The organism is Achromobacter sp. KK8, assembly GCF_054188005.1.
Map to the genome: position 1 here is coordinate 4,180,577 of NZ_CM135178.1, position 24,965 is coordinate 4,205,541.

At 68.1% G+C, this 24,965-nt stretch carries 29 protein-coding genes; 24 read left to right on the forward strand and 5 right to left on the reverse strand.

Features of this window, described 5'->3' with window-relative positions:
• The first annotated feature begins 69 nt into the window (after nucleotides 1-69).
• The 9 genes from fabZ (at nucleotide 70) to ACVN9Z_RS19405 (ending at nucleotide 5,980) form a co-directional block, all read left to right on the forward strand.
• A complete protein-coding gene (gene fabZ, locus ACVN9Z_RS19365) occupies nucleotides 70-525 on the forward strand; it encodes a 3-hydroxyacyl-ACP dehydratase FabZ (protein ID WP_006385190.1) in 456 nt (151 codons plus the stop codon).
• The gene (gene lpxA / locus ACVN9Z_RS19370) at nucleotides 526-1,320 is read left to right on the forward strand and encodes an acyl-ACP--UDP-N-acetylglucosamine O-acyltransferase (RefSeq protein WP_006385189.1); all 795 of its coding nucleotides are present in this window, start codon (nucleotides 526-528) and stop codon (nucleotides 1,318-1,320) included.
• Nucleotides 1,317-2,513: a lipid-A-disaccharide synthase gene (gene lpxB / locus ACVN9Z_RS19375; protein WP_020927377.1), complete on the forward strand. Its 1,197-nt coding sequence runs from the start codon at nucleotides 1,317-1,319 to the stop codon at nucleotides 2,511-2,513. Before lpxA ends, lpxB begins: the two co-directional genes overlap by 4 nt.
• Nucleotides 2,500-3,108, forward strand: coding sequence for a ribonuclease HII (gene rnhB, locus ACVN9Z_RS19380; protein WP_006385187.1), 609 nt, complete (start codon nucleotides 2,500-2,502; stop codon nucleotides 3,106-3,108). The genes lpxB and rnhB overlap by 14 nt, the downstream gene beginning before the upstream one ends.
• Nucleotides 3,105-3,893, forward strand: coding sequence for a TrmH family RNA methyltransferase (locus ACVN9Z_RS19385; RefSeq protein ID WP_054497157.1), 789 nt, complete (start codon nucleotides 3,105-3,107; stop codon nucleotides 3,891-3,893). Before rnhB ends, ACVN9Z_RS19385 begins: the two co-directional genes overlap by 4 nt.
• Before the next feature lie 118 nt (nucleotides 3,894-4,011).
• On the forward strand, nucleotides 4,012-4,473 hold the full coding sequence (locus ACVN9Z_RS19390; protein WP_054497156.1) for a DUF2846 domain-containing protein: 462 nt from the start codon (nucleotides 4,012-4,014) through the stop codon (nucleotides 4,471-4,473).
• Between the two features lie 147 nt (nucleotides 4,474-4,620).
• Nucleotides 4,621-5,016 (forward strand): hypothetical protein, encoded by a 396-nt coding sequence (locus tag ACVN9Z_RS19395; protein ID WP_223821396.1) that lies wholly within the window; start codon nucleotides 4,621-4,623, stop codon nucleotides 5,014-5,016.
• A complete protein-coding gene (locus ACVN9Z_RS19400) occupies nucleotides 5,013-5,480 on the forward strand; it encodes a DUF2846 domain-containing protein (protein ID WP_109433516.1) in 468 nt (155 codons plus the stop codon). The genes ACVN9Z_RS19395 and ACVN9Z_RS19400 overlap by 4 nt, the downstream gene beginning before the upstream one ends.
• A gap of 125 nt (nucleotides 5,481-5,605) precedes the next feature.
• On the forward strand, nucleotides 5,606-5,980 hold the full coding sequence (locus ACVN9Z_RS19405; protein WP_242608173.1) for a DUF2846 domain-containing protein: 375 nt from the start codon (nucleotides 5,606-5,608) through the stop codon (nucleotides 5,978-5,980).
• A 62-nt stretch (nucleotides 5,981-6,042) separates the two neighbouring features.
• On the opposite strand, the gene ppsR is transcribed toward ACVN9Z_RS19405, so the two are convergent.
• Nucleotides 6,043-6,870: a posphoenolpyruvate synthetase regulatory kinase/phosphorylase PpsR gene (gene ppsR / locus ACVN9Z_RS19410; RefSeq protein WP_006385184.1), complete on the reverse strand. Its 828-nt coding sequence runs from the start codon at nucleotides 6,868-6,870 to the stop codon at nucleotides 6,043-6,045.
• Nucleotides 6,871-7,061: 191 nt separating this feature from the next.
• On the opposite strand from ppsR, the gene ppsA reads away from it, so the two are divergent.
• Complete coding sequence (gene ppsA / locus ACVN9Z_RS19415) at nucleotides 7,062-9,428, forward strand: phosphoenolpyruvate synthase (protein ID WP_035181771.1); 2,367 nt, start codon at nucleotides 7,062-7,064, stop codon at nucleotides 9,426-9,428.
• A 90-nt stretch (nucleotides 9,429-9,518) separates the two neighbouring features.
• On the opposite strand, the gene ACVN9Z_RS19420 is transcribed toward ppsA, so the two are convergent.
• Both ACVN9Z_RS19420 and ACVN9Z_RS19425 read right to left on the reverse strand, forming a co-directional pair.
• Nucleotides 9,519-10,361, reverse strand: coding sequence for a bifunctional transcriptional activator/DNA repair enzyme AdaA (locus ACVN9Z_RS19420; RefSeq protein WP_024068654.1), 843 nt, complete (start codon nucleotides 10,359-10,361; stop codon nucleotides 9,519-9,521).
• Nucleotides 10,362-10,454: 93 nt separating this feature from the next.
• On the reverse strand, nucleotides 10,455-11,192 hold the full coding sequence (locus tag ACVN9Z_RS19425; RefSeq protein ID WP_024068655.1) for a glutamine amidotransferase: 738 nt from the start codon (nucleotides 11,190-11,192) through the stop codon (nucleotides 10,455-10,457).
• A 167-nt stretch (nucleotides 11,193-11,359) separates the two neighbouring features.
• Between ACVN9Z_RS19425 and ACVN9Z_RS19430 the strand changes: the two genes are divergently transcribed.
• From ACVN9Z_RS19430 to ACVN9Z_RS19440, 3 genes are all read left to right on the forward strand, one after another.
• A complete protein-coding gene (locus ACVN9Z_RS19430; RefSeq protein WP_006385180.1) occupies nucleotides 11,360-11,800 on the forward strand; it encodes an NfeD family protein in 441 nt (146 codons plus the stop codon).
• Between the two features lie 130 nt (nucleotides 11,801-11,930).
• Nucleotides 11,931-12,857 (forward strand): SPFH domain-containing protein, encoded by a 927-nt coding sequence (locus ACVN9Z_RS19435; RefSeq protein WP_006385179.1) that lies wholly within the window; start codon nucleotides 11,931-11,933, stop codon nucleotides 12,855-12,857.
• Nucleotides 12,858-12,883: 26 nt separating this feature from the next.
• The gene (locus ACVN9Z_RS19440; RefSeq protein WP_006385178.1) at nucleotides 12,884-14,074 is read left to right on the forward strand and encodes a GGDEF domain-containing protein; all 1,191 of its coding nucleotides are present in this window, start codon (nucleotides 12,884-12,886) and stop codon (nucleotides 14,072-14,074) included.
• Nucleotides 14,075-14,108: 34 nt separating this feature from the next.
• On the opposite strand, the gene smpB is transcribed toward ACVN9Z_RS19440, so the two are convergent.
• Entirely contained in the window at nucleotides 14,109-14,576 is a 468-nt protein-coding gene (smpB, locus tag ACVN9Z_RS19445; protein ID WP_006385177.1) for an SsrA-binding protein SmpB, read from the reverse strand.
• Between the two features lie 105 nt (nucleotides 14,577-14,681).
• Between smpB and ACVN9Z_RS19450 the strand changes: the two genes are divergently transcribed.
• The 7 genes from ACVN9Z_RS19450 (at nucleotide 14,682) to ACVN9Z_RS19480 (ending at nucleotide 20,147) form a co-directional block, all read left to right on the forward strand.
• Nucleotides 14,682-15,116, forward strand: a complete 435-nt coding sequence (locus ACVN9Z_RS19450) for a type II toxin-antitoxin system RatA family toxin (protein WP_458212531.1) — start codon at nucleotides 14,682-14,684, stop codon at nucleotides 15,114-15,116.
• Nucleotides 15,106-15,453, forward strand: coding sequence for an RnfH family protein (locus ACVN9Z_RS19455; RefSeq protein ID WP_020927387.1), 348 nt, complete (start codon nucleotides 15,106-15,108; stop codon nucleotides 15,451-15,453). Before ACVN9Z_RS19450 ends, ACVN9Z_RS19455 begins: the two co-directional genes overlap by 11 nt.
• Nucleotides 15,454-15,663: 210 nt before the next feature.
• Nucleotides 15,664-16,818 carry an acyl-CoA dehydrogenase family protein gene (locus ACVN9Z_RS19460; RefSeq protein WP_458212532.1) on the forward strand — a complete coding sequence of 385 codons (1,155 nt, stop codon included), beginning with the start codon at nucleotides 15,664-15,666 and terminating at the stop codon, nucleotides 16,816-16,818.
• On the forward strand, nucleotides 16,815-17,990 hold the full coding sequence (locus tag ACVN9Z_RS19465) for an enoyl-CoA hydratase/isomerase family protein (RefSeq protein ID WP_047992736.1): 1,176 nt from the start codon (nucleotides 16,815-16,817) through the stop codon (nucleotides 17,988-17,990). Before ACVN9Z_RS19460 ends, ACVN9Z_RS19465 begins: the two co-directional genes overlap by 4 nt.
• 80 nt (nucleotides 17,991-18,070) lie before the next feature.
• Nucleotides 18,071-18,961, forward strand: a complete 891-nt coding sequence (gene mmsB, locus ACVN9Z_RS19470) for a 3-hydroxyisobutyrate dehydrogenase (protein WP_047992735.1) — start codon at nucleotides 18,071-18,073, stop codon at nucleotides 18,959-18,961.
• Between the two features lies 1 nt (nucleotide 18,962).
• Nucleotides 18,963-19,400, forward strand: a complete 438-nt coding sequence (locus ACVN9Z_RS19475) for a PaaI family thioesterase (protein ID WP_020927391.1) — start codon at nucleotides 18,963-18,965, stop codon at nucleotides 19,398-19,400.
• Between the two features lie 57 nt (nucleotides 19,401-19,457).
• Entirely contained in the window at nucleotides 19,458-20,147 is a 690-nt protein-coding gene (locus ACVN9Z_RS19480; protein WP_024068661.1) for a VIT1/CCC1 transporter family protein, read from the forward strand.
• A gap of 6 nt (nucleotides 20,148-20,153) precedes the next feature.
• On the opposite strand, the gene ygfZ is transcribed toward ACVN9Z_RS19480, so the two are convergent.
• Complete coding sequence (gene ygfZ / locus ACVN9Z_RS19485) at nucleotides 20,154-21,152, reverse strand: CAF17-like 4Fe-4S cluster assembly/insertion protein YgfZ (RefSeq protein ID WP_038503390.1); 999 nt, start codon at nucleotides 21,150-21,152, stop codon at nucleotides 20,154-20,156.
• Nucleotides 21,153-21,309: 157 nt separating this feature from the next.
• Here ygfZ and mltG point away from each other — a divergent pair, with 157 nt between their 5' ends.
• The 4 genes from mltG (at nucleotide 21,310) to ACVN9Z_RS19505 (ending at nucleotide 24,934) form a co-directional block, all read left to right on the forward strand.
• Nucleotides 21,310-22,413, forward strand: coding sequence for an endolytic transglycosylase MltG (gene mltG, locus ACVN9Z_RS19490; protein WP_458212533.1), 1,104 nt, complete (start codon nucleotides 21,310-21,312; stop codon nucleotides 22,411-22,413).
• 5 nt (nucleotides 22,414-22,418) lie between these two features.
• Complete coding sequence (gene tmk, locus ACVN9Z_RS19495) at nucleotides 22,419-23,042, forward strand: dTMP kinase (RefSeq protein ID WP_006384542.1); 624 nt, start codon at nucleotides 22,419-22,421, stop codon at nucleotides 23,040-23,042.
• Nucleotides 23,039-24,088 (forward strand): DNA polymerase III subunit delta', encoded by a 1,050-nt coding sequence (gene holB / locus ACVN9Z_RS19500; RefSeq protein WP_020927395.1) that lies wholly within the window; start codon nucleotides 23,039-23,041, stop codon nucleotides 24,086-24,088. The genes tmk and holB overlap by 4 nt, the downstream gene beginning before the upstream one ends.
• Before the next feature lie 75 nt (nucleotides 24,089-24,163).
• Complete coding sequence (locus ACVN9Z_RS19505) at nucleotides 24,164-24,934, forward strand: TatD family hydrolase (RefSeq protein WP_006385303.1); 771 nt, start codon at nucleotides 24,164-24,166, stop codon at nucleotides 24,932-24,934.
• Nucleotides 24,935-24,965 lie beyond the last annotated feature (31 nt).

A 24,965-nucleotide genomic window follows, 5' to 3' on the forward strand; every position in this document is an offset into this window, starting at 1 on the left:
GCATCCTCGTTGCCCTGGGCGCGTCCGGCGCCGCAAGATTTATCTCATTTCGCAGGAATTCACAGAAAAATGGAACTCGACATCAAGGGGATCATGGAGAGGCTGCCGCATCGTTACCCGATGCTGCTGATTGATCGCGTCGTCGAAATGGTGCCTGGCAAGTCCATCGTCGCCATCAAGAATGTCTCGATCAATGAACCGTTTTTCAACGGCCACTTTCCCCACCACCCGGTGATGCCGGGCGTGCTCATCGTGGAAGCCATGGCGCAGGCCTCGGCGCTGTTCTCGTTCACCGACGAAAACGGCGGCCTGAAGTGCGAAGGCGCCAAGACGGCGTACTACCTGGTGGGCATCGACGGCGCGCGTTTCCGCCGTCCCGTGGTGCCGGGCGACCAGTTGCGCATCGAAGTCGAAGCCGAACGCCTGAGCCGCAGCATCTGTAAATACCAAGCGCGCGCCACCGTGGACGGTCAGGAAGTGGCGTCGGCCAAGCTCATGTGCGCGATCCGCAGCCTGGAAGAGTAAATGGCAGGAAACATCCATCCTACCGCCGTCGTCGATCCGGCGGCGAAAATCGACCCCAGCGTGGTCATCGGCGCCTTTTGCGTCGTGGGACCCGATGTGACGATCGGCGCCGGCACCGAGCTTGGCCCGTATTGCATGGTCGATGGCGTGACCACCATCGGGCGCGACAACCGGTTCTACCGGTATTGCTCGATCGGCGGCATGCCGCAGGACAAGAAGTACAACGGTGAGCCGACCCGACTGGTGATCGGCGACCGTAACACGGTGCGCGAGTTCGTCACGCTCAACACCGGCACGGTGCAGGATGGGGGCGCCACCACGCTGGGCGACGACAACTGGATCATGGCCTATGTGCACGTGGCGCACGATTGCCACGTGGGCAGCCACACCATCCTGGCCAATTCCGTGCAGCTGGGCGGCCACGTCCACGTGGGCGACTGGGCCATCGTCGGCGGCCTGACCGGCGTGCACCAGTTCTCGCGTATCGGCGCGCACAGCATGACGGGCGGCAACAGCTCGCTGATGCAGGATACGCCGCCGTTCGTGCTGGCCGCGGGCAATCCCTGCCGTCCGGTGGGAGTCAACGTCGAAGGCCTCAAGCGCCGCGGCTTCACGCCGGCGCAGGTGTCGGCGCTGCGCGACGCGTACAAGATCATCTATCGCCGCGGCCTGTCGCTGGACGCCGCGCGCGCCGAGCTGCGCGCGCGCCAGCAGGCCGAACCGGAAGTCGCCGAGCACCTGCAGACGCTGCTGGATTTCCTCGACGTCGCTTCGCGCGGCATCATCCGTCCATGAACATGCGGATCGGCATGGTGGCCGGCGAGCCCTCGGGCGATCTGCTGGCCGGCCGCATCATTGCCGGTCTGCAGCAGCGCGCCCCGGGCGTCCTGTGCGAAGGCATCGGCGGCCCGCAGATGCAGGCCCGCGATTTCGATACCTGGCATCCGATGCATGCGTTGACGGTGTTCGGCTACGTCGATGCACTCAAGCGCCTGCCCAGCCTGCTGCGCACCTACCGCGACGTATCGCGGCGCTGGCTGGCCGAGCCGCCGTCGGTATTCGTGGGCATCGACGCGCCCGATTTCAACCTGCGCCTGGAGCACCAGCTGCGCCAGGCCGGCACGCCCACCGTGCATTTCGTCGGGCCGTCGATCTGGGCATGGCGCTACGACCGCATCCACAAGATCCGCGATTCGGTGTCGCACATGCTGGTGCTGTTCCCGTTCGAGGAAGAGATCTACCGCAAGGAAGGCATTCCGGTCACCTATGTCGGCCATCCGCTGGCCGGCGCGGTGCCGATGCAGCCGGACCGCGCGGCGGCGCGCGCGCGGCTGGGCATCGATCAGGACGCGCGCGTGCTGGCGATCCTGCCGGGTAGCCGTTCGTCCGAGATTCGCCTGCTGGCGCCGCGCTTCCTGCAGGCCGCGCAGATGCTGCAGAAGCGCGATCCGGCGCTGCAATGCGTGGTGCCGATGGTCAACGACCAGCGCCGCGCCGAATTCCAGGCGATCCTGGCCAAGTATCCCGTGCCGGGGTTGCGCTGCGTGACCGCGCAGGACCTGCATGGCGAAGGCGGCGAACGCCAGGCCCCGGTGGCCTGGTCGGTGATGGAAGCCAGCACCGCGGTGCTGGTGGCCAGCGGTACCGCCACCCTCGAGACGGCGCTGTACAAGCGCCCCATGGTGATCTCGTATGTGCTGTCGCCGCTGATGCGGCGCATCATGGCGTGGAAATCGGGGCAGGAACGGCCCTACCTGCCGTGGGTCGGCCTGCCCAACGTGCTGCTGCGCGATTTCGCGGTGCCGGAACTGTTGCAGGACGACGCCACGCCGGAAAAGCTGGCCGAAGCCACCTGGACGGCGTTGACCGACGAGGCCTTGGCGGCCCGCATCGAAGCCCGCTTCACGGCGCTGCACCAGGAACTGCTGCGTGATACGCCGGCGCTGGCGGCCCAGGCGATCCTGGAGGTGGCGGGTGGAGCAGCCTGACCTGTTTGCCGCGCCGGCCCAGCCGGCCTTGGTGACGGCCGGTGTCGACGAGGCGGGCCGCGGTCCCCTGGCCGGCGCCGTGTATGCCGCCGCGGTGATCCTGGATCCGGCCCGGCCCATCGATGGACTGGCCGATTCCAAGGTGCTCAAGGCCGCCACCCGCGAGGCGTTGGCGCTGGAGATCCAGGCGCACGCGCTGGCCTGGTGCGTGGCCAGCGCCAGCGTGGCCGAGATCGACAGCCTGAACATCCTGCGCGCCACCCTGTTGGCCATGCGCCGCGCGGTCGAGGGGCTTTCGCTGGCGCCCCAGCTGGCGCTGGTGGATGGCAACCAGGCGCCCAAGCTGGGCTGCACGGTGCAGACCGTGATCAAGGGCGACGCCCTGGTGCCCGCCATTTCGGCCGCCTCCATCCTGGCCAAGACCGCGCGCGACGCCGACCTGCTGCGCCTGCATTCGCTGTATCCGCAGTACGCGTTCGACCAGCACAAGGGCTACGGCACCGCCTTGCACCTGCAGATGCTGCGCGAACACGGCCCCTGCGCCGAGCACCGCCGCAGTTTCGCGCCCATCAAGGCCTTTGGCCTGGTCCCATGAAGCACATCAGTTCCCGCGACAATCCCGCGGTCAAGGCGCTGGTCAAGCTTGCCGGCACCGCCGGCAAGCGCGGCGCGCCCGTGCTGCTGGACGGCGTGCACCTGTGCCAGGCCTGGCTGCAGCATCATGGCGCGCCGGACCAGGCCATCTTCGACGTCGAACGGCTGGCCCAGCCCGATATCGCGGCGCTGGCGGCCGCCGTGCCGGACGCCCGCTGCCTGGCGCTGGATGCGCGCCTGATGCAGGCGCTGGCCAGTGTCGAAAGCGGGCAGGGCGTTGCCTTCGTGGTGACGCCGCCGCCCTTGTCCCTGCCCGCCGCGGTGGACGAGAATTGCGTGCTGTTCGATCGCATCCAGGATCCCGGCAATGTCGGCACCTTGCTGCGCACCTGCGCCGCGGCCGGCATCAAGCGCGTGTTCCTGGCCACCGGCACCGCGGCCGCCTGGTCGCCCAAGGTGCTGCGCAGCGGCCAGGGGGCGCATTTCGCGCTGGCGATCCACGAGCACGTGGACTTGCAGGCGCTGCTGCGGCTCCTGCGCGTGCCGCTGGTGGCGACTGCGCTGGATGGGGCCCGGGACCTGTACGCGGGAAGCCTGCCCGAGCGCTGCGCTTGGGTTTTCGGTCATGAAGGGCAGGGCGTGGCGGCCGATCTGCTGGCGGCGGCGCGGCTCAAGCTGTGCATTCCCCACGACATGACCGCGGTCGAATCGCTCAATGTGGGCGCGGCCGCCGCCATCTGCCTGTTCGAACAGCGCCGCCAGGCGCTGGCGGCCAGCGCGCGCTGATACCGTCCCACCTTCACCGCGGCGCCGCTAACGGGGCCCGTCCCCGCATATACTTTCGCGATATTCATGATGCGGATGCCGCTATCGGCTTCCGAACACGACAGCCCCAGGAGCCCGCATGAAGATCGGAAGGATGCTTGTGATGTCGACCGCCGCGTTGTTGCTGGCAGGCTGCGCCGGACCGCGCTACGGTGAGATCGCGGCCCAGATCCCGGCGATCGAGGCCGGCAATGGACGGATCTACGTCTACCAGCCGGCCCAGGCCGATGGCCCCAGCGCGGCAGAGCCTCCAATCCTGGTTGATGGCCGCAAGGTCGGCCGTTCCAAGCCGGGGCGCTTCTTCTTCGTCGACCGGCCGGCCGGAGCGCACACGCTCGCCACAGCGCACGACAAGAGGGCGGGCAGGGCTGAGCTGCCGGTGCCGCTGGAAGCCGGCCAGACTCGCTATGTGCGCACGGACATTGTCAGCGGCACTCAGGTGCTGCGGCTGGAGGACTCGGCCGAGACGGCGCAGCAGGACATGAGCGGCCTGCGCTATTGGGGCGCGGGCTGGCGCGACCGCGAGAAGCTGCGCTACTAACGTAGGGTAGGGCGCTCGCTGTCGACTGCACCGTCGGAAGAGGCGCTAAATTCTGTAAAAATATGTCGCGTTTATATATACTCGGAGCTTTTGCCATTCGAGGTATTCATGGCGTCATCTCAGGTCAAGGGCGGGATATTGGGCCACATGGACCACATGGTCCGTGTGTGGTTTGTCGTGGGCGCATGCGTGATCGTGCTGGGCGGCTGCATGGCCGTGAGGTCGGAACGAGTGTCGCTGGTGCCTGTTGCCGCCTCGGAGCCTGTCAGCACGATCCAGCTGTCGCGGGCGGTGATCGCGACGCTGCCCAACGAGGGGGCGGTGACGTTGCCGTCGGGATCGCAATGGCAGCGAGTCGGCGCCATATTGCAGGGTGATGTCTACCGTGCGCAGGGGCGCCTGTTCACGATCCAGACACGCCGGCAGAACGAAGCCTACCCGGTGGCCTCTTCGGGCAAGCTGGTGGGGTTCTACCTGCCCGGCGAGGGGTCTTATATCGCGCTGTCGCGCCCTGTCACCCTGCCGGTGGAGATGCGCCAATGAGCCTGGTGAGAATGGCCGCCATGATGCTGGCGGCAATGGTCCTGGTTGGGTGTGCCGGATCCAAGTACGAAAACGCCGTCACGCGGTTCCCGCCGGTCCCGCAGGACAAGGGCCGCATCTATTTCTATCAGCCGCAGCCCGAAATGATGTCGTCGGTGCAGCAGAAGATGCGCGTCAATGGGGTGGTGGTGGGCCGCAACAAGCCGGGCGCATTCTTCTTCGTCGACCGGCCGGCGGGCAGCTACACGGTGACCAACCTGTATTGGACCGGCGATGGAGTGAGCTTCATGCTGGATGCCGGGCAGACGCGCTACGTGCGCATCGTGGCCGAGTCGCTCGGCAGCACCAGCGCGTCGGGCAAGCTGATGATGGAGCTGGTCGATCCTCCCGAGATGGCCGAGCGTGAAATGCGCCGGTTGCGTTATTGGGGCGCGGCCTCGTCGGAGCAGGTGTCAGGCCTGTAAATCTCAAAACAAGGAAGGATATGAAGCGCGGCATCAGGATGTTGGCCAGCGCCGCGATCGCGGTAGGGTTGTTGGCGGGGTGCGGTGGCGCGCGTTACCGGGATGTGGCGGCGAACATTCCGATCATGGTGCCGGATACCGGCCGGATTTACTTCTACCAGCCGCCGGCGCCGGGCAGCGTGCTGTCGAGCCAACCTTACCTGCGGGTCAACGGCGCCAAGGTGGGGCGTTCCAAGCCGGGCAGTTTCTTTTTCATCAACCGTCCGCCCGGTACCTATCGCGTCGACACGATGCGCGAGAACGAATTCGTGACCTTCGACCTGGCGCCGGGACAGACGCGCTACGTGCGTCTGAGCATCGAGGGCGTCGGCGGCAATTCGTCCAGCGTTGGCACCCAGGTCATGCGCATGGAAGATTCGGAAACGCTGGCGCAGCAGGAAATGGCGTCGCTGAAGTACTGGGGCGCCGGTTCGCGCGAGCGGGTCAAGCTGCGCCGCTGACCGCTGCGGGCGGCCCGTTTTTCGCCAGACAAGGGCGCGCCGGTGGCGCGCCCTTGGCGTTTTCAGCCGCGGTCCAGGCCCACTTCCTGCAGCACCGTGGTCGAGATTTCCTCGATCGACTTGGTGGTGGTGGACAGCCACGAGATGCCCTCGCGGCGCATCATGCGCTCGGCCTCGGCCACTTCGTAACGGCACTGCTCCAGCTGCGCATAGCGGCTGTTGGGACGGCGTTCGTTGCGCACCTCGGCCAGGCGTTCGGGCTGGATCGACAGGCCGAACAGCTTGGCGCGGTGCGGCGCGATGGTCGAGGGCAGGGTGCCGCGCTCGAAATCGTCCGGCGTCAGGGGGAAGTTGGCGGCCTTGATGGCGTACTGCATGGCCAGGTACAGGCTGGTCGGGGTCTTGCCGCAGCGCGACACGCCCACCAGGATGACGTCGGCCTGGTCGAGCTGGTTGACGAACTGGCCGTCGTCGTGCGCCAGGCTGAAGTTGATGGCGTCGATCCGGTTGCGGTACTTTTCAGAATTGGCCTGCATGTGCGAGCGGCCGATGGAATGGCTGGATTTCAGTCCCAGCGCCTGCTCGATATGGCTGACGAAGGTGCCGAACAGGTCCAGGAAAATCCCGTTCGCCTGGCGAACACGCGCCAGGATGTCGGGATTGACCAGGGTGCTGAAGACGATCGGCGGGACGCCGGCTTCCTGGGCGCTGCGGTCGATGCGCATGGCCACTTCGGCGGCTTTTTCCAGCGTGTCGACAAACGGCAGCCGCACGGGCTTGAAATCGACTTCCTCGAACTGGGAAAGCACCGACTGGCTGAAGGTTTCCGCAGTGATGCCGGTACTGTCGGAAACGATGTATACCGTGCGTACGATCGGGGTAGATGTCATATGTAAAAATTCCAACCAGGCGGATGGCCGGATGTGCTCCTCCGAGTACAATCAGGCCCCTATAAGTCACCCCAAGGGCGGTCCAAGGCCAGTTTGGTCAGCGCAGGCGGATCGGCGAAATCCAGGCGGTAGCCGGCGTCGAATCTGCATTGACCAAACTCGCTTTCATTCCATTGTAAAAGGTGACTTCAATGTCGTATGTTGTTTTGTTCGAGCAGCTCCGCATGACGGACGTGGACTCGGTAGGAGGCAAGAACGCATCATTAGGCGAAATGATCAGCCAGCTGTCTGGCGCGGGTGTCCGCGTGCCGGGCGGCTTTGCCACGACCGCTGACGCCTTCCGCGACTTTCTCAAGGCCTCGGGCCTGGACAAGCGCATCGCCGAGCGCCTGACCACGCTGAACCCCGAAGACGTGCGCGAGCTGGCCAACGCCGGCGCGCAGATCCGCCAATGGATCGTCGAGGCGCCGTTCTCGGCCGAATTCGAAACCCAGATCCGCGACGCCTTCGCCAAGCTCGACGCCGATGGCAAGGGCTCGTTCGCCGTGCGCTCGTCCGCCACCGCCGAAGACCTGCCCGACGCCTCGTTCGCCGGCCAGCAGGAGACCTTCCTGAACGTCGTCGGCATCGACGACGTGCTGGACAAGATCCGTCACGTGTTCGCCTCGCTCTACAACGACCGCGCCATCTCCTACCGCGTGCACAAGGGCTATGCCCACGCCGATGTGGCCCTGTCGGCCGGCATCCAGCGCATGGTGCGCTCGGACAAGGGCAGCGCCGGCGTGATGTTCACCATCGACACCGAATCGGGCTTCCAGGACGTGGTGTTCATCACCTCGTCGTACGGCCTGGGCGAAACGGTGGTGCAGGGCGCCGTCAACCCCGACGAGTTCTACGTCTTCAAGCCCACGCTGGCCCAGGGCCATTTCCCCATCGTCGGCCGCCGCATCGGTTCCAAGCTGATCAAGATGGAATTCGACCCCGAGCGTCCGGAAGGCCGCGCCGTGCGCACGGTCGACGTGCCGGTGTCCGAGCGCAACCGCTACTCGCTGACCGACGACGAGGTCAATGAACTGGCGCGCTACGCCGTCATCATCGAGAAGCACTACGGCCGTCCGATGGACATCGAGTGGGGCCGCGACGGCGTCGACGGCAAGATCTACATCCTGCAGGCGCGCCCGGAAACGGTGAAGTCGCAGCAGGGCGCCAACGACGTGCAGCAGCGCTACCGCCTGAAGGCCACCGGCCAGGTCCTGATCACCGGCCGCGCCATTGGCCAGAAGATCGGCTCGGGCCCGGTGCGCGTGGTCGGCGACATCTCCGACATGGACAAGGTGCAGCCCGGCGACGTGCTGGTCACCGACATGACCGACCCCAACTGGGAACCCGTCATGAAGCGCGCCTCGGCGATCGTGACCAACCGTGGCGGCCGTACCTGCCACGCGGCCATCATCGCGCGCGAACTCGGCATTCCGGCCGTGGTGGGTTGCGGCAACGCCACCGACCTGCTCAAGGAAGGCCAGGCCGTGACCGTGTCGTGCGCCGAGGGCGACGAAGGCCGCATCTATGACGGCCTGATCGAGACCGAGGTCGAGGAAGTGCGCCGTGGCGAGATGCCCGCCATCGACCTGAAGATCATGATGAACGTGGGCAACCCCCAGCTGGCGTTCGACTTCGCCCAGATCCCCAACGGCGGCGTCGGCCTGGCGCGCCTGGAATTCATCATCAACAACAACATCGGCATCCACCCGAAGGCGGTGCTGGACTACCCGAACGTCGACGGCGAGCTGAAGAAGGCCGTGGAATCGGCCGCCCGCGGCCATGCCAGCCCGCGCGCCTTCTTCGTCGAGAAGATGGCCGAAGGCGTGGCCACCATCGCGGCGGCCTTCTACCCGAAGCCCGTGATCGTGCGCATGTCGGACTTCAAGTCCAACGAGTACCGCAAGCTGGTCGGCGGTTCGCGCTACGAGCCCGAGGAAGAGAACCCCATGCTGGGCTTCCGCGGCGCCTCGCGCTACATCGCCGACGACTTCGCCGAGTGCTTCCGCATGGAATGCGAAGCGCTCAAGAAGGTGCGCGATGAAATGGGCCTGACCAACGTCGAAATCATGGTGCCGTTCGTGCGCACCCTGGGCCAGGCGGAAAAGGTGGTCAACCTGCTCGCCAAGCACGGCCTGGCGCGCGGCGAGAACGGCCTGAAGCTGATCATGATGTGCGAGGTGCCGTCCAACGCCATCCTGGCCGACGAGTTCCTGCAGTACTTCGACGGCTTCTCGATCGGTTCGAACGACATGACCCAGCTGACCCTGGGCCTGGACCGCGACTCCGGCATGGAACTGCTGGCGGCCGATTTCGACGAACGCGACGACGCCGTGAAGTTCATGCTGCGCCGCGCGATCAAGGCCTGCCTGGCGGCCAACAAGTACGTCGGCATCTGCGGCCAGGGCCCCAGCGATCATCCGGATTTCGCGCAGTGGCTCAAGGACGAAGGCATCCTGTCGATGTCGCTGAACCCGGACACCGTGGTCGACACCTGGCAGCGCCTGGCGAAGCAGTAAGTCGCCCGCGTTGACGCAAAAAGCCCGCGCCAGGGATGGCGCGGGCTTTTTTTTCGGGCCGCCGCGATGGCGGCGGGCCTGGAGGCGGTGTCAGGCCGCCTTGGCCTCGCGCTCGATCAGTTCGCGCTTGCGTTCGATGCCCCAGCGGTAGCCGGCCAGCGAGCCGTCGGTGCGCACCACGCGATGGCAGGGGATGGCCAGCGCGATGTTGTTGGTCGCGCAGGCCCGCGCCACCGCGCGCACCGAACGCGGCGAGCCGATGCGTTCGGCGATGTCGGTGTAGGTGGCGGTGGTGCCGACGGGGATCTCGCGCAGCGCTTCCCAGACGCGGCGCTGGAACGCGGTGCCGCGCACGTCCAGCGGCAAGTGCAGGCCCACCGACGGGTTTTCGACGAAACCGACCACCGCGGCCATCCATTGCTCGAATTCGCGGTCGGCTCCGATCAGCCGGGCGGCCTTGAAGCGGTCCTGCAGGTTGCGCACCAGCTGTTCGGGATCCTCGTGCAATGCGATTTCGCAGATGCCGGTGTCGCTGGCCGCGACCAGCAGCGCGCCGAGCGCGCACTGGCCCACGGCGAAGCGGATCTCGACGCCTTCGCCGTCCTTGCGGAAGGCGGTGGGCGTCATGCCGAGGATGGCGGGGGCGGCTTCGTAGAAGCGGCCACTGGAATTGAAGCCGGCGCCGTACATGGCGTCGGTGACGCTGGCGCTCTGGCGCAGCTGCTGGCGGGCGCGGTCGGCGCGCAACGCGTTGGCGTAGGCCTTGGGCGTGATGCCGGTGGCCGCTTTGAAGATGCGGTGAAAGTGGAAGCGGCTCATGCCGGCCTGTTCGGCCAGGGTGTTCAGGTCGGGCGGCTGTTCGGCCTCCAGCGCCCGGCAGGCGCGTTCGACGGCGGCGGCGTGCTGTTTGCTCAGGGGGGCGGCGTGGGTCATGTCTGGCTCCTGGGGCGCGCAGGTTCGCGCGCTTTCGGCAATGTTCTCAGGGACCGGCCGCCGCCGCACTCCGGTTTTTGCCCGGCGCGCGCCTCAGGCGGGCGCGTAGGCGTCCAGGAAGCGCCGCACCAGGTCGCCGGACACCGGGGTGGCGCGCACGTTGGCCGACAGGCCCGGCACGTCGAGGTTTTCGGCGGCGTAGCGGCGGCCGAAGCGCTCCAGGTGGGCGCGCACGAAATCCGGGCCGAATTCGGGATGGAACTGGGTCGAGAAAATATTGCGGCCGATGCGGATCATCTGGTGCGCGTCGAGGTCGGAACGCGCCAGCACGGCGGCGCCGGGCGGCGGCTGCAGCACGGTCTGCGCGTGCAGCATCTGGGCCGGGAAGGTGGGCGGCAGGCCGGCCAGCAGCTTGTCGCCGGCGGCCGCGGGCAGCAGTTCGACCGTCTGGGTGCCGACTTCGCGGCCGGCGGGGTTGTAGCCGACCTTGCCGCCCATGGCATGGGCCAGCAGCTGGTGGCCGTAGCAGATGCCGAACATGGGCAGGCCCGCGGCGGCGGCCTCGCGCAGCCAGGCGGCGGTGTCTTCGCTCCAGGGTTCCAGGTCGGTGACCATGGCCGGGGAGCCGGTGATCAGGGCGGCGCGGTATTGGTCCGGTGCGCGCGGACGCTGGCCCGCGTGCACCGCGACGACTTCGAGGTCGTCCGGCGCCAGGCCCGAGGCCCGCGCCAGTTGTTCGGCATAGCCGCCGAACTGGCTCTTGAGCGTGTCGTCCGGGTCTCCCGTGTGCAGGATGAGGACGGGACGGACGGGGGATGTTGCAGCGGTCATGGGGTATGTGCGTTGAAAATGCCGGGCGCCGCGACCGGGTCGGACGGGATGCCAGGGCACATCATAATCCAGGGCGATTGTCCGAGGCGCGGGCCGGGTGTCACCGCTGCGTCATGGAAATACGTACAATCCGCTGACCGACTCATCCTTTCAGGTAAAACTCAACTATGTGGATCTGGCTTGGGCTTGCCGCGCTGGCGCTCATCGGCGAACTGGCGACGGGAACGTTCTATCTGCTGCTGGTGGCGCTCGGCCTGGCCGCCGGCGGCATCGCCGCGTGGTTGCTGGCGGGCCTGGAATGGCAACTGGTCGCTTGCGGCGCGGTGCTGCTGCTGGGCCTGCTGGTCCTGCGCAAGACGCGCGTGCTAAAAAAACGCGAGGTCGATGCGGCCAGCAATGCCGACGTCAACCTGGACATCGGCCAGACGGTCAACGTCGAGGCGTGGGCCGACAACGGCACGGCACGCGTCTGGTACCGCGGCGCGCACTGGCAGGCCGAGCTGGCGGCCGGTCAGCCGGCCCATGGCGGCGAACACACGATTACCGAACTGCGCGGCACGCGCCTGGTCCTGACGCCCAAGGGCGGCGCGGCCGGCGCCCCGCGCTGACAAAAGGGGAAGCGGACTTCGCATTCCCCGCGCAGGACCCGGCCCGGTGGTACGCGGGCCGGCCGCAGCAGGCGCCCTGGCTCTCGCGGGCAGGCGCGTCACCGCATTCACCCAGAAGAGGCACTACACCATGATGGACACTTCCACTATCGTCCTGCTCGTCATCGTCGCGCTGGCGATCCTGATCGTCATCAAGGCGATCGCCATCGTTCCCCAGCAGCACGCCTGGGTGGTCGAGCGGCTGGGCAAGTTCGACCGCGTGCTGTCGCCGGGCGCCGGTTTCGTGATCCCGTTCATCGAGCGCGTGTCGTACAAGCATTCGCTCAAGGAAATCCCGCTGGACGTGCCGAGCCAGGTCTGCATCACGCGCGACAACACCCAGTTGCAGGTGGACGGCGTGCTGTATTTCCAGGTGACCGACCCGATGCGCGCGTCCTACGGTTCGTCCAACTACATCTCGGCCATCACGCAGCTGGCGCAGACCACGCTGCGTTCGGTGATCGGCAAGATGGAACTGGACCGCACCTTCGAGGAACGCGACGCCATCAACAGCACCATCGTGTCGTCGCTGGACGAGGCGGCGCTGAACTGGGGCGTGAAGGTGCTGCGCTACGAAATCAAGGACCTGACGCCGCCCAACGAGATCCTGCGCTCGATGCAGGCGCAGATCACCGCCGAACGCGAGAAGCGCGCGCTGATCGCGGCTTCGGAAGGCCGCCGCCAGGAACAGATCAACATCGCCACCGGCGAACGTGAAGCCGCCATCGCCCGCTCCGAAGGCGAGAAGCAGGCGCAGATCAACCAGGCCCAGGGCGAGGCCGCGGCGGTGCTGGCGATCGCCGAGGCCACCGCCAAGGCCATCACCCAGGTGGCCGACGCGGTGCGCCAGCCGGGCGGCATGGAAGCGGTCAACCTGAAGGTGGCCGAGCGCTACGTCGAGGCCTTCGGCAACGTGGCCAAGGAAGGCAACACGCTGATCCTGCCGGCCAACCTGTCGGATGTGGGCGGCATGATCGCCTCGGCCATGACCATCGTCAAATCCACCCGCAACAGCTGAACCGCGCGCCGCAAGGCGCACCGCCCATGATCGCTCCCGTGCATTTGCTGTCGATCGCAGTACTGACGGGAGTGCTGTCGCTTTGCGTGCTGGGGTCACTGGCGCGCAGCGGCATGGCTGGCATCCGCGAGACCATACGCGCCAACCTGCTCACGCTGTTGGCGTTTTTTCTGTTCGGGCTGCAGGCCACCGAGGCGCCGCGCTGGGCTTCGATCCTCCTGCCCAATATGCTGATCAGCCTGGCGTTGTGCGCCTATTACACGGGCGTGCGGCGCCTGCTGGGGCAACGGGTGCCGCGGCGCCTGATGGGCGTGGCATGCGCCGCGGCCTGGCTGGCGCTGGTGGGATACACCTACCTGGACAGCCAGGTGGCGCCGCGCATCGTCGCCATGTCGACGTTGCAGATGGGCTTCATGTTTGCCGTGGCGGTGGCGGTGGCGCGCGGCGTGCCGGCCAACCGCTCACGCTACAGCTATTACTTCGTCTGGTCGGTGGCGATGATCTCGGGCCTGACCTGCGCGTTGCGTTCGATACTGTTCGCGACGGGCGTGGCGCAGGCCGATTTCCTGTTGCAACCGACCACCTGGAACATCGTGTTCATGACGCTGGGCGTGCTGGCGATGCCATGCCTGACGCTGGGCACCATCATGATCATCCATGACCGCATGCTGGCCGATCGCGAGCACGAGGCCAGCACCGATTTCCTGACCGGACTGATGTCGCGCAAGGCCTGGTGGCTGCAGGCCGAACGCTATTGCGCCCAGGCGCTGCGTACGCGGCGGCCGCTGTCGCTGCTGTTGCTGGACATCGATCATTTCAAGCGCATCAACGACACCCACGGGCACGCCGCCGGCGACGCCGTGCTGCGCCATTTCGGCCTGCTGGCAACGGCCACGCTGCGCACCGGCGATCACCTGGGCCGGGTGGGGGGCGAGGAATTCAGCGTGCTGTTCGCCGACATGCGCAGCGACGCGGTGCTGGAGGTGGCGCAACGGCTGCTGGATTCGGTGCGGCGCACGCCCTGCGCCCACGGCGGCAGTACCATTGCGTATACCTTCAGTGCCGGGGTGGTGGACTGGTTGCCGGGCGAGAACCTGCAGGCATTCTTCGAGCGCGCCGACCGCATGCTGTACGCGGCCAAGCAGGCCGGACGCAATCGCGTGCTGGGGCCGGGCATGCACCAGGCCGAGCGCGCGCCGCTGCCGGTGGCCGCCTGACCTGGCGTCGCGCCCGGCGGGGCGGCGATACGGTTCAGCTGTCCTTGCGCGAGGCGCGCGTATCGTGCTTCATGATGCGTTCTTTCTCGCGCTGCCAGTCTTTCTCGCGCGCCGTGTCGCGCTTGTCGAACAGCTTCTTGCCGCGCCCGAGCGCGAAATCCAGCTTGATGCGGCCGTTCTTGTAGTGCAGGTTGAGCGGCACCAGCGTGTAGCCGCGCTGCTCGACCTTGCCGATCAGCTTGCTGATTTCCTCGGCCTTGAGCAGCAGCTTGCGCGTGCGCATGGCGTCGGGGTGGATGTGGGTGGAAGCGGTGGGCAGGGGGCTGACGTGCATGCCCAGCAGGAACAGTTCGCCATCGCGCACGATGACGTAGCTTTCCTTGAGCTGCACGCGGCCGTCGCGGATCGCCTTGACCTCCCAGCCCTGGAGAACCAGGCCGGCTTCGTAGCGGTCTTCGATGAAGTAGTCGTGCGTGGCCTTGCGGTTATCGATAATGCTCATCTTGTGGGGCCCAATATGCCCGTTTGTTCTTCGTTTGTGCCCGTTTGCGCCCCGGATGGCGCGGTGCCGGTAAAATCCTATCATTCTAGCCATTTGCGATAGTCGATGCACAAAGTACAGCGATCCGTCCTGGTGCCCTACAGCGCCGCCCAGATGTTCGACCTGGTGGCCGACGTGGAGAAGTACCCCGAGTTCATGCCGTGGTGCGGCGGCGCCGAGGTGCAGACGCGCGACGAGCACGGCATGCAGGCGTCCATCCTGATCAGCTTCGCGGGCATGAAGCAGCGCTTCACCACGCGCAACCGGCACGTCTACCCCAACCGCATCGACCTGGAACTGGTCGACGGGCCTTTTTCCAGCCTGGTGGGGCACTGGGAGTTCCAGCCGCTGGCCGAGGACGCCTGCAAGGTGCTGTTCACCATGGAATACGCGTTCTCCAACCGGGCGCTGGAAATGGTGGTGGGGCCGGTGTTCAACCGCATCGCCACCAGTTTCATCGATTCCTTCACCAAGCGCGCGCAGGCCAAGTATGGGGAATGAGGCGTGCGCGGACGGGCGGATCGCGGTGTCGGTCTGCTATGCCTTGCCAGCCCAGGTCTGGCTGCGCGAACTGCGCTTGCCGGCGGGCGCGACGGTGGCCGACGCCCTGCGCGAGAGCGGCTTTGCCCAGGCCTTCCCGGTGGTCCAGCCCTGGGAGCGGGGCGTGGGCGTGTTCGGCCGCGTGGTCGAGGCCGGCACGCCGCTGCGTGACGGCGACCGGGTCGAGATCTATCGCGGGCTGAGCTTCGATCCCAAGGAATCGCGGCGCCGCCGCGCCGAGCACCGCCGCGCCAGGACCGCCCGCAACGGGCGAGTGCGCCCGGCCGGGCTGCTGTAGCCGGCGCGACGGGGCGGCCGTGCCCGGCGGCGGCAGGTCGACGCCGCCACATTGTCATCAATAGGACAAATCGCGCCGGCGCTTCCGGCGTAAGATTTACTGCGCCGCACACTTACGTTTACGTCAACGTCATGTCAAAATGGCCTGGCTGGCGTTCACGAGACGGCAGCAACGCCAACAGACAATACCGATTACATCAGGAGACAGGCTGTGGACTTGGAACTGACCGACGAGCAGCGCGCGTTCGCGCAGGCCGCGCGCGACTATGCCGAAGGCGAACTGGCGCCGCACGCGGCGCACTGGGACGCCGAGGGCATCTTCCCCAAGGAGGCGTTCGCGCGCGCCGGCGAGATGGGCTTCTGCGCCATCTACGCCAGCGAGGACATCGGCGGCCTGGGGCTGCCGCGCCTGGACGCCACCCTGGTGTTCGAGGAAATGGCCGCCGTCGACCCGTCGACCACCGCGTTCCTGACGATCCACAACATGGCCACCTGGATGGTCGGCAAGTGGGGCCAGCCGGCCCTGCGCGAGGCCTGGGGGCCGCTGCTGGCCAGCGGCCAGAAGCTGGCCTCGTACTGCCTGACCGAACCGGGCGCCGGCTCCGACGCCGCCTCGCTGTTGACCCGGGCGCAGCGCCAGGGCGACCACTACGTGCTCAACGGCGCCAAGGCCTTCATCTCGGGCGGCGGCGACACCGACCTGCTGGTGGTGATGGCGCGCAGCGGCGGCGAGGGCGCGGGCGGCATCAGCGCCTTTGCCGTCCCGGCCGACAGCGAGGGCATCAGCTACGGCCGCAAGGAAGAGAAGATGGGCTGGAACAGCCAGTCCACCCGCCCGATCGTGTTCGAGAACGTGCGCGTGCCGGCCGGCAACCTGCTGGGTGAAGAAGGCGAGGGCTTCAAGATCGCCATGAAGGGCCTGGACGGCGGCCGCATCAACATCGGCACGTGCTCGGTCGGCGCGGCCCAGGGCGCGCTCGACGCGGCCCGCCGCTACATGGACGAGCGGCGCCAGTTCAATCGCCGCCTGGCGGAATTCCAGGCGCTGCAGTTCAAGCTGGCGGACATGGCCACCCACCTGGTGGCGGCGCGCCAGATGGTGCGGCTGGCGGCCTGCAAGCTGGATGCGGGCGCGCCCGACGCGGCCACCTATTGCGCCATGGCCAAGCGCTTTGCCACCGACATGGGTTTCCAGATCTGCCTGGACGCGCAGCAGATCCATGGCGGCTACGGGTACCTGCGGGACTATCCCTTGGAGCGTCTGGTGCGCGATACTCGCGTACATCAGATTCTGGAGGGGACCAACGAGATCATGCGCGTGATCATCGCCCGCCAATTGTTGGAAAAAGGAGCCGACATAAGATGAATGCACCGGTGCTGTTCGAAGAAAGGGCCGCCGCCAATGGAATGCGCTTCGGGATCGCGACGCTGAATTCGCCGCAGACCCTGAATGGCCTGTCGCTGGAGATGGTCGACCTGCTGGCCGAGCGCCTGGACGCCTGGGCGCGTGACCCGGGCCTGGCGCTGGTGGTGCTGCAGGGCGCCGGCGAAAAGGCCTTCTGCGCCGGCGGGGACTTGCACGGCCTGTACCGCAGCATGACCGAGAACGCCGGCAAGGGCGCCTGGGGCAATGCCTACGCGCGCCGCTTCTTCGAACACGAATACCGCCTGGACTACCGCATCCACAGCTACCCCAAGCCGGTGCTGTGCTGGGGCCATGGCATCGTCATGGGCGGCGGCATCGGCCTGATGATGGGCGCCAGCCACCGCGTGGTCAGCGAGACCTCGCGGCTGGCGATGCCGGAGGTCTCCATCGGCCTGTTCCCGGACGTGGGCGGCAGCTGGCTGCTGAACCGCATGCCGGGCCGCACTGGCGTGTTCCTGGCGCTGACGGGCGCGCAGATCAACACCGCCGACGCGTTCTTCGCCGGGCTGGCGGATTTCCGCCTGAACCACGAAGACTGGCCCAAGCTGCTGGCCTCGCTCGAAGAGCAACCCTGGGCCGGCCAGGCCAGCGGCGGCGCCGAGGACGCGATTCCACCGCGTTCGATCAACGACGGCCTGCTGCGCCGGGCCCTGACTGCGCTGGAGCCGCAGGCGCCGCTGGAAGGCGGCAACCTGCGCCAGCATTCGTTCCTGATCAACAGCCTGTGCAGCGGCAACCGCCTGGACGAGATCTACGAGGAACTGGCCGGCCTGAAGGACCACGCCGATCCGTGGCTGGCGCGCGCCGCCAGCACCATGCTGGCCGGCTCGCCCGGCTCGCTGCGGCTGTCGTTCGCGCTGCAGCAGCGCATGCGGCTGCGGTCGCTGGACGACGTGTTCCGCGCCGAATACATCGCCGCGCTGCATTGCACCGCGCATGGCGATTTCGCCGAGGGCATCCGCGCGCTGCTGATCGACAAGGACAAGAAGCCGCGCTGGAACCCCGCGGTGCTGGACATGGCCACCGAGGCCTGGGTGCAGAAGTTCTTCGATGAGCCCTGGCCCGAGGGCCAGCCGCATCCGCTGGACGACCTGGGCAAGGAAGGCCGCTGACGCCCGCCGCGAAGCGGGCCGGCATCGCGTCGCAACACTGATTTCATACCTACAGCAATAGCAACAGGAGACAGGACATTATGAGCAGTATCGCGTTTATCGGTTTGGGCAACATGGGCGCGCCCATGGCGTTGAATCTGGTCAAGGCCGGCCACAGCCTGGCGGTGTTCGACCTGGTGCCGGCGGCGGTCAAGGTGCTGACCGACGCGGGCGCCAAGTCGGCGGCCTCGGCCGCCGAGGCGGTCAAGGGCGCCGAGGTGGTGATCTCGATGCTGCCGGCCAGCAAGCACGTCGAAGGCCTGTACCTGGACCAGGACCTGCTGGGCAAGATCCCGTCCAGCGCGCTGGTGATCGAGTGCAGCACCATCGCGCCGGACTCGGCCCGCAAGGTGGCCCAGGCGGCCGAGGTGCGCGGTATCGCCATGATCGACGCGCCGGTCTCGGGCGGCACTGGCGGCGCCGCCGCCGGCACGCTGACCTTCATCGTCGGCGGCCAGGCCGCGGCGCTGGAGCGCGCCCGCCCGGTGCTGGAGAAGATGGGCAAGAACATCTTCCATGCCGGCCCCGCGGGCGCCGGCCAGGTCGCCAAGATCTGCAACAACATGCTGCTCGGCATCCTCATGGCCGGGACTTCCGAGGCGCTGGCGCTGGGCGTGGCCAACGGCCTCGATCCCAAGGTGCTGTCGGACATCATCGCCAAGAGCTCGGGCCGCAACTGGGCCACCGAGCTGTACAACCCGTGGCCCGGCGTGATGGAGCATGCTCCGGCCTCCAAGGGCTATGCCGGCGGCTTCGGCGTCGACCTGATGCTCAAGGACCTGGGCCTGGCGGCCGAGGCGGCGCTGTCGGCGCGCGCCTCGATCCCGCTGGGCGAGCTGGCGCGCAACCTGTATTCGCTGCACAGCGCGGGCGGCTCTGGCCGGCTGGATTTCTCCAGCATCGTCAACCTGGTCAAGCGCGACCAGGACTGACATGGCCACGCCCGCCACTTGCGCCGATCCGGCCGGGCGGGTCCAGGCGAGCTTCGAGCGGCAGAGCATCATGCGGCTGCTCGGCGCCAGCCTGGACGTGGTCGAGCCGGGCAGGGTGGACATCGTCCTGCCGTACCGCGCCGACCTGTGCCAGCAGAACGGCTTCCTGCATGCCGGCATCTCCACCACCATTGCCGATTCGGCCGGCGGCTACGCCGCCTTCAGCCTGTTCCAGCCGGGCGAGGACGTGCTGACCTCGGAATTCAAGATGAACTTCCTGGCGCCGGCCAAGGGCGAGCGCTACGTGGCCAGCGGCCGCGTCGTCAAGCCGGGCAAGCGCCTGTCGATCTGCCAGGTCGAAGTGCATGCCTACGAGGGCGAACAGGCCACGCTTTGCGTGATAGGCTTGCTCACCGCGGTGCGCGTGACGCCGCGTTGAGCCGCTTGCGGCGGGGGCCGCCGCAAGCCTTGTCGCACCTTGATCGGGTCTACGGCAATGCCTTCCAAAGAACACCATCGGATTTTCCGCAGCAACTGGCTGCGCGCCGCCGTGCTGGGCGCCAACGACGGCATCGTGTCCACCGCCAGCCTCATCACCGGCGTGGCGGCCGCCCAGGCCGCGCACGAGGTGGTGCTGACCTCGGGCCTGGCCGGCCTGGTGGCCGGCGCGCTGTCGATGGCGGCCGGTGAATACGTCTCGGTGCGGTCGCAATCGGACATCGAGGCCGCCGACCTGCGTATGGAGCAGCGTTCGCTCAAGCGCAATTCGGGCGAAGAGCTGGAGGAACTGATCGAGATCTATGTTGAACGCGGCCTGTCGCGCGACCTGGCGGAACAGGTGGCGCGGCAGTTGACGCGCCACGATGCGCTCGATGCCCACGCGCGCGATGAGCTCGGCATTTCGATGCACAACCGCGCGCGGCCGGTGCAGGCGGCGGTGGCGTCGGCGGCTTCCTTTGCCGGCGGCGCCGCGTTGCCGCTGGTGGTGGCCGCGCTGGTGCCGGGGGCGCCGCTGATCGGCTCGGTGATCGCCGCGTCGGTGGCCTGTCTGGCCTGTCTGGGGGCCCTGGCCGCCGGGGCCGGGGGAGCGCCCAAGGCGCCGGCGGCGCTGCGCGTGACCGTGCTGGGGGCGCTGGCGATGGCGGTGACCGCCGGCGTCGGCGCCCTGTTCGGCACCGTGGTCTGACGCCCGTTACGGCGTGATGGCGTAGGGCAGCGGCGCCGTGGCGATGCGCGGGCCGTCAACCGCGCCCAGCCGCAGGTCGCCTTCCGGCAGGGCGGCCAACGTGGTTTCGAACAGCACCGATACCGTGTCGTGCGCGCGGGAAGCGTCGACGATGCGGCCGGCGGGTTCGCCGGGCTGGGTGGCGTCGAACACGTCCTTGCCGGCCAGCTCGGCGCCTGGCAGGTCGGCGCCGGCAATGGTGCCGAAGGCCATGCGGCGCTTGACCGTGCCGCGGTAGTGGCTGCGCGCCACCACTTCCTGGCCCGGATAACAGCCCTTGGTGAAGCTGACGCCCTGGATCAGGTCCAGGTTGACCGTTTGCGGGATGAAGACATCCTGGGTGGCGGTGGTGATCCAGGGAATGCCGGCGGCCAGGTCGGCGGCGTGCCATTGGGCGGCCGGGGCCAGCCCGAGCACGGCGGCCAGCGGCGCGGCCGCCGCCAGCTGCGCGTCGGAGGCGATCCACCACCAGCGCAGCGCGGAGTCGGCCGAGGGGGCGGCGATCCAGGTGCCCGAGGGCAGCTCGGCGCGCTGCCACGGGGTGCGCGGCAGCGCGCCGGCGGCGGCTTCCAGCGCGGCCACCTGGGCCGGCGCGGCCTGCACGCCGGCGACGTGCAGGGCGGCCGGGGCCAACCTGGCCTTGGCGCGCAGCACGAACATGGACAGGCGCTTGACCAGGGCCGCGGCCAGGTCCTGGCGCACCAGGCCGTAGAGACGCGGCGCGTCTTCGGCCGGATCGGCGCCGCGCCACATGACCAGCGTGGCCAGCAGGCGGCCCTTGGCCGTGCAGTAGCCGGCCAGGCGGGCGGCGTCGGCCGGCAAGCCGGTGACGTCCTGCGTCAGCTGGCCGTGCAGGAAGGTCAGCGCGTCGGCGCCGCTGGCGCCGAAAACCGCGAAATCCTCCAGGGGGGCGCATTGGGCGCAACCTTCGGCGCGCGCCGGGATCGAAGCAAAGAAAGCATGCATGGCTGGGTAGGCCCGAGACTCGTCATCAAAGGCTTGATGATAGCTGTGTTCTCATTCCGGCAGGCCCATGCCCGCGACGGGCAAAGGGGCGCGTGACGCGCTCCGGCCCTTGTTTTGCAGCGACAGGGGCGCGCGATCCATTAAACTTCCCACACTTATGAAGAAGCGACTCCGTTTTTACGTCCTGTGGTCTTTCCTGCTCATCGTGCTGGCCGCCGCCGCGGCTGTCGGCGCGGCCTGGCACTGGATGCACCGACCCATTCCCCTGTCGGCCGACAGGATCGATTTCGTGGTGGACCCGGGCAGCAGCCCGCGCACGGTCGCGCGCGCGCTCAATGCGGCCGGCGTGCCGGTCTGGGAGCCGGGGTTCGTGTGGATGGCGCGCCTGTCGGAACAGGACAAGCTGCTCAAGGCGGGCGGCTACCAGGCCATCAACGGCGATACGCCGTGGCTGCTGCTGCAACGCATGGCGCGCGGCGACATGACCCAGCGCCAGATCACCTTCCTGGAGGGCTGGACCTTCCGCCAGATCCGCCAGGCGCTGCGCGAGAACCCGGACGTCAAGCAGACGCTGGGCGACATCAGCGACGAGGCGCTGATGGAACGCCTGGGTTCGGACATCAAGCATCCGGAAGGCCTGTTCTTTCCTGATACCTACGTCTTCACGCCGGGCAGCACCGATTACGACCTGCTGCGCCGCGCCTACCAGGAAGGCCAGCGCATCCTGGACGACACCTGGGCCAAGCGCCAGTCCGGCCTGCCGCTGTCCACGCCGTACGAGGCGCTGGTGCTGGCGTCCATCATCGAGAAGGAAACCGGCCATGGCCCGGACCGCCGCCGGGTCGCGGGCGTGTTCGCCAACCGCCTGAAGATCGGCATGCTGCTGCAGACCGACCCCACCGTCATCTACGGCATGGGCGATGCCTACCAGGGCCGCATCCGCAAGCGCGACCTGCAGACCGACACGCCCTGGAACACCTACACGCGTCCGGGCCTGCCGCCCACGCCGATCGCGGCCGCCGGCCGCGCGGCGCTGCTGGCCGCGGTGCAGCCCGAGCAGCACAAATTCCTGTTTTTCGTGTCGCGCGGCAATGGCACCAGCGAGTTCTCGGTGAACCTGTCCGAGCACAATCGCAACGTCTCCCGCTATATCCTGGGCCAGACCCCGGCGGCGCGGCCGGCCCCCGCCGGCAAGCCACCGGCCCCGGAACCCGCATCCACCCCCGCGCCGGACAGCGATCCGGCGCCAGCAGAAGGATAAGAGCAATGACCTCACGCGGACGTTTCATCACGCTGGAGGGAGTGGACGGCGCCGGCAAGAGCACCCACACCGAGTGGATCGCCGAGTTCCTGCGCGGCCAGGGCCTGGAGGTGGTGTCCACGCGCGAACCCGGCGGCACGCCGCTGGGCGAAAAGCTGCGCGCGCTGGTTCTGACCGACCCGATGGGCCTGGACACCGAAACATTGCTGATGTTCGCGGCCCGCTGCGAGCACTTGCACCAGGTCATCGAGCCGGCGCTGGCGCGCGGCGCGTGGGTGGTGTGCGACCGCTATACCGACGCCACCTACGCCTACCAGGGCGGCGGCCGCGGCCTGGGCGCCGAACGCGTGGCCGCGCTGGAAACCTGGATGCAGGCGGGCCGGCCCGACCGTACCTGGCTGTTCGACGTGCCGCTGGAGGTGGCGCGCGCGCGCCTGGCCGACGCCCGCGAGCCGGACCGCTTCGAGCGCGAAGGCGCCGCCTTCTTCGAACGCACCCGCGCGGCCTACCAGGCCCGCGCCGCGGCCGAGCCCGACCGCATCCGCGTGATCGATTCGACCCGCGCGATTGCCGCGATCCGCGCCGAACTCGAAGCCGGGCTGCGCGAACTGGTGGCGGTCCGGCCATGAGCGCGCCCCAGTTCCTGCCCTGGCAGATGGAGACGGCGCGCGCCTGGCTCGGCAACCGCGAGCGCTTCGCCCATGCCTGGCTGGTGCATGGCCTGGCCGGCATCGGCAAGCTCGATTTCGCGGTGGCCGCCGCCGCCAGCCTGCTGTGCGAGACGCCGCAGGACGGCCTGGCCTGCGGCCATTGCGCCGCCTGTGCCTGGTTCGCCAGCGGCAACCACCCCGACCTGCGCCGCATCCGGCCCGAGGCCGTGGCGGTCGAGGAGGGGGCCGACGCCGCCGAGGTCTCGGAAGACGCCGAACCCGCCGCCGGCGCGGCCAAGAAGGCGCCGTCCAAGGAAATCCGCATCGACCAGATCCGCTCGCTGGAATCCTGGTTCAACACCGCCACGCACCGGGGCGGCTGGCGCGTGGCGCTGCTGTATCCGGCGCACGCGCTGAACGTGGTGTCGGCCAATGCCCTGCTCAAGGTGCTGGAAGAGCCGCCGCCGCACACCGTGTTCCTGCTGGTGGCGGACGCGCCTGATCGCCTGCTGCCGACGCTGGTGTCGCGCTGCCGCCGCCTGCCGCTGCCGGCGCCCGATCCCGACACCGCGCTGCAATGGCTGCGCGACCAGAACGTGGAGCCGGCGCGCGAATGGCTGGCCGCCGCGGGCGGCGCGCCGCTGGCGGCGCTGCGCCTGGCGCAGCATGCGGAAACGGCCTGCCCGCCATGGCTGACGCAACTGGTCGGCCCCCTGGCCAAGGGCCAGACGCCGGACGTCGGCACCCTGGCCGAGGCCCTGGAAAAGGCCGCGCCCGCCGAGTGGATCGACGCCTTGCAGCGCCTGTACACCGATCTGATGCTGGCCGCCGCCGGGGCGCCGGTGCGTTATTTCCCGACGCTGGCGGCGGCCGTGGCCGAGGTGGCGGGGCGCATGAACACCGCGCGTGCCGCCGAAGCGGCGCGCTGGCTCACGCGCCAGCGCGCGCTGGCCACGCATCCCCTGAACGGCAAGCTTTTCGCCCATGCGACGCTGCAGCGCGTGGTGCTATCCTGTCAGGCATAACCCGTCGTGACGCCGCCGCCTGCCACCCCGCCCGGGTGGCCGCGGCGGCGTCGCGCCATCCCTGATCCAAGCCTCATGTACGTCGATTCACACTGCCATTTGAACTTTCCCGAGCTGGCGGCCGACCTGCCCGCGATCCTCGATCGCATGGCCGCCAACCAGGTGACCCACGCGCTGGTGGTCAGCGTCAACATGCCCGAATGGCCCGGCCTGATGTCGCTGGTCGAGCCGCAGCCCAACCTGTGGGCTTCGGTCGGGGTGCATCCCGACTACGAAGACACGCCCGATCCGGAGCCGGAGGAACTGGCGCGCCTGTCGGCGCATCCCAAGGTGGTGGCGATCGGCGAGACCGGGCTCGACTATTACCGCCTGTCCGAGCCGCTGGACTGGCAGCGCGAGCGTTTCCGCCGCCACATCCGCGCGGCGCGCGACACCGGGCTGCCGCTGATCGTGCATACGCGTTCCTCGGCCGAGGACACGGTGCGGATGCTGCGCGAGGAACGCGCGGCCGAGGTCGGCGGCGTGATGCACTGTTTCACCGAGACCTGGGAAGTGGCCCAGGCCGCGCTCGACCAGAATTTCCTCATCTCCCTGTCCGGCATCGTGACCTTCAAGAACGCCCACGTGGTGCACGAGGTCGCCGCCAAGGTGCCGCTGGACCGGCTGCTGATCGAGACCGATTCGCCGTACCTGGCGCCGGTGCCGTACCGGGGCAAGCTCAACGATCCGTCCAAGGTGATCCACGTGGCCGAGAAGATCGCCGAGCTCAAGGGTGTCAGCGTGGCCGAGGTGGCGCGGGCGTCAACCGATAATTTCTTTAATCTTTTCAGTAAGATAAAGAGATAATCTAAAGTCAAATATCTAAAGTAATTTATCA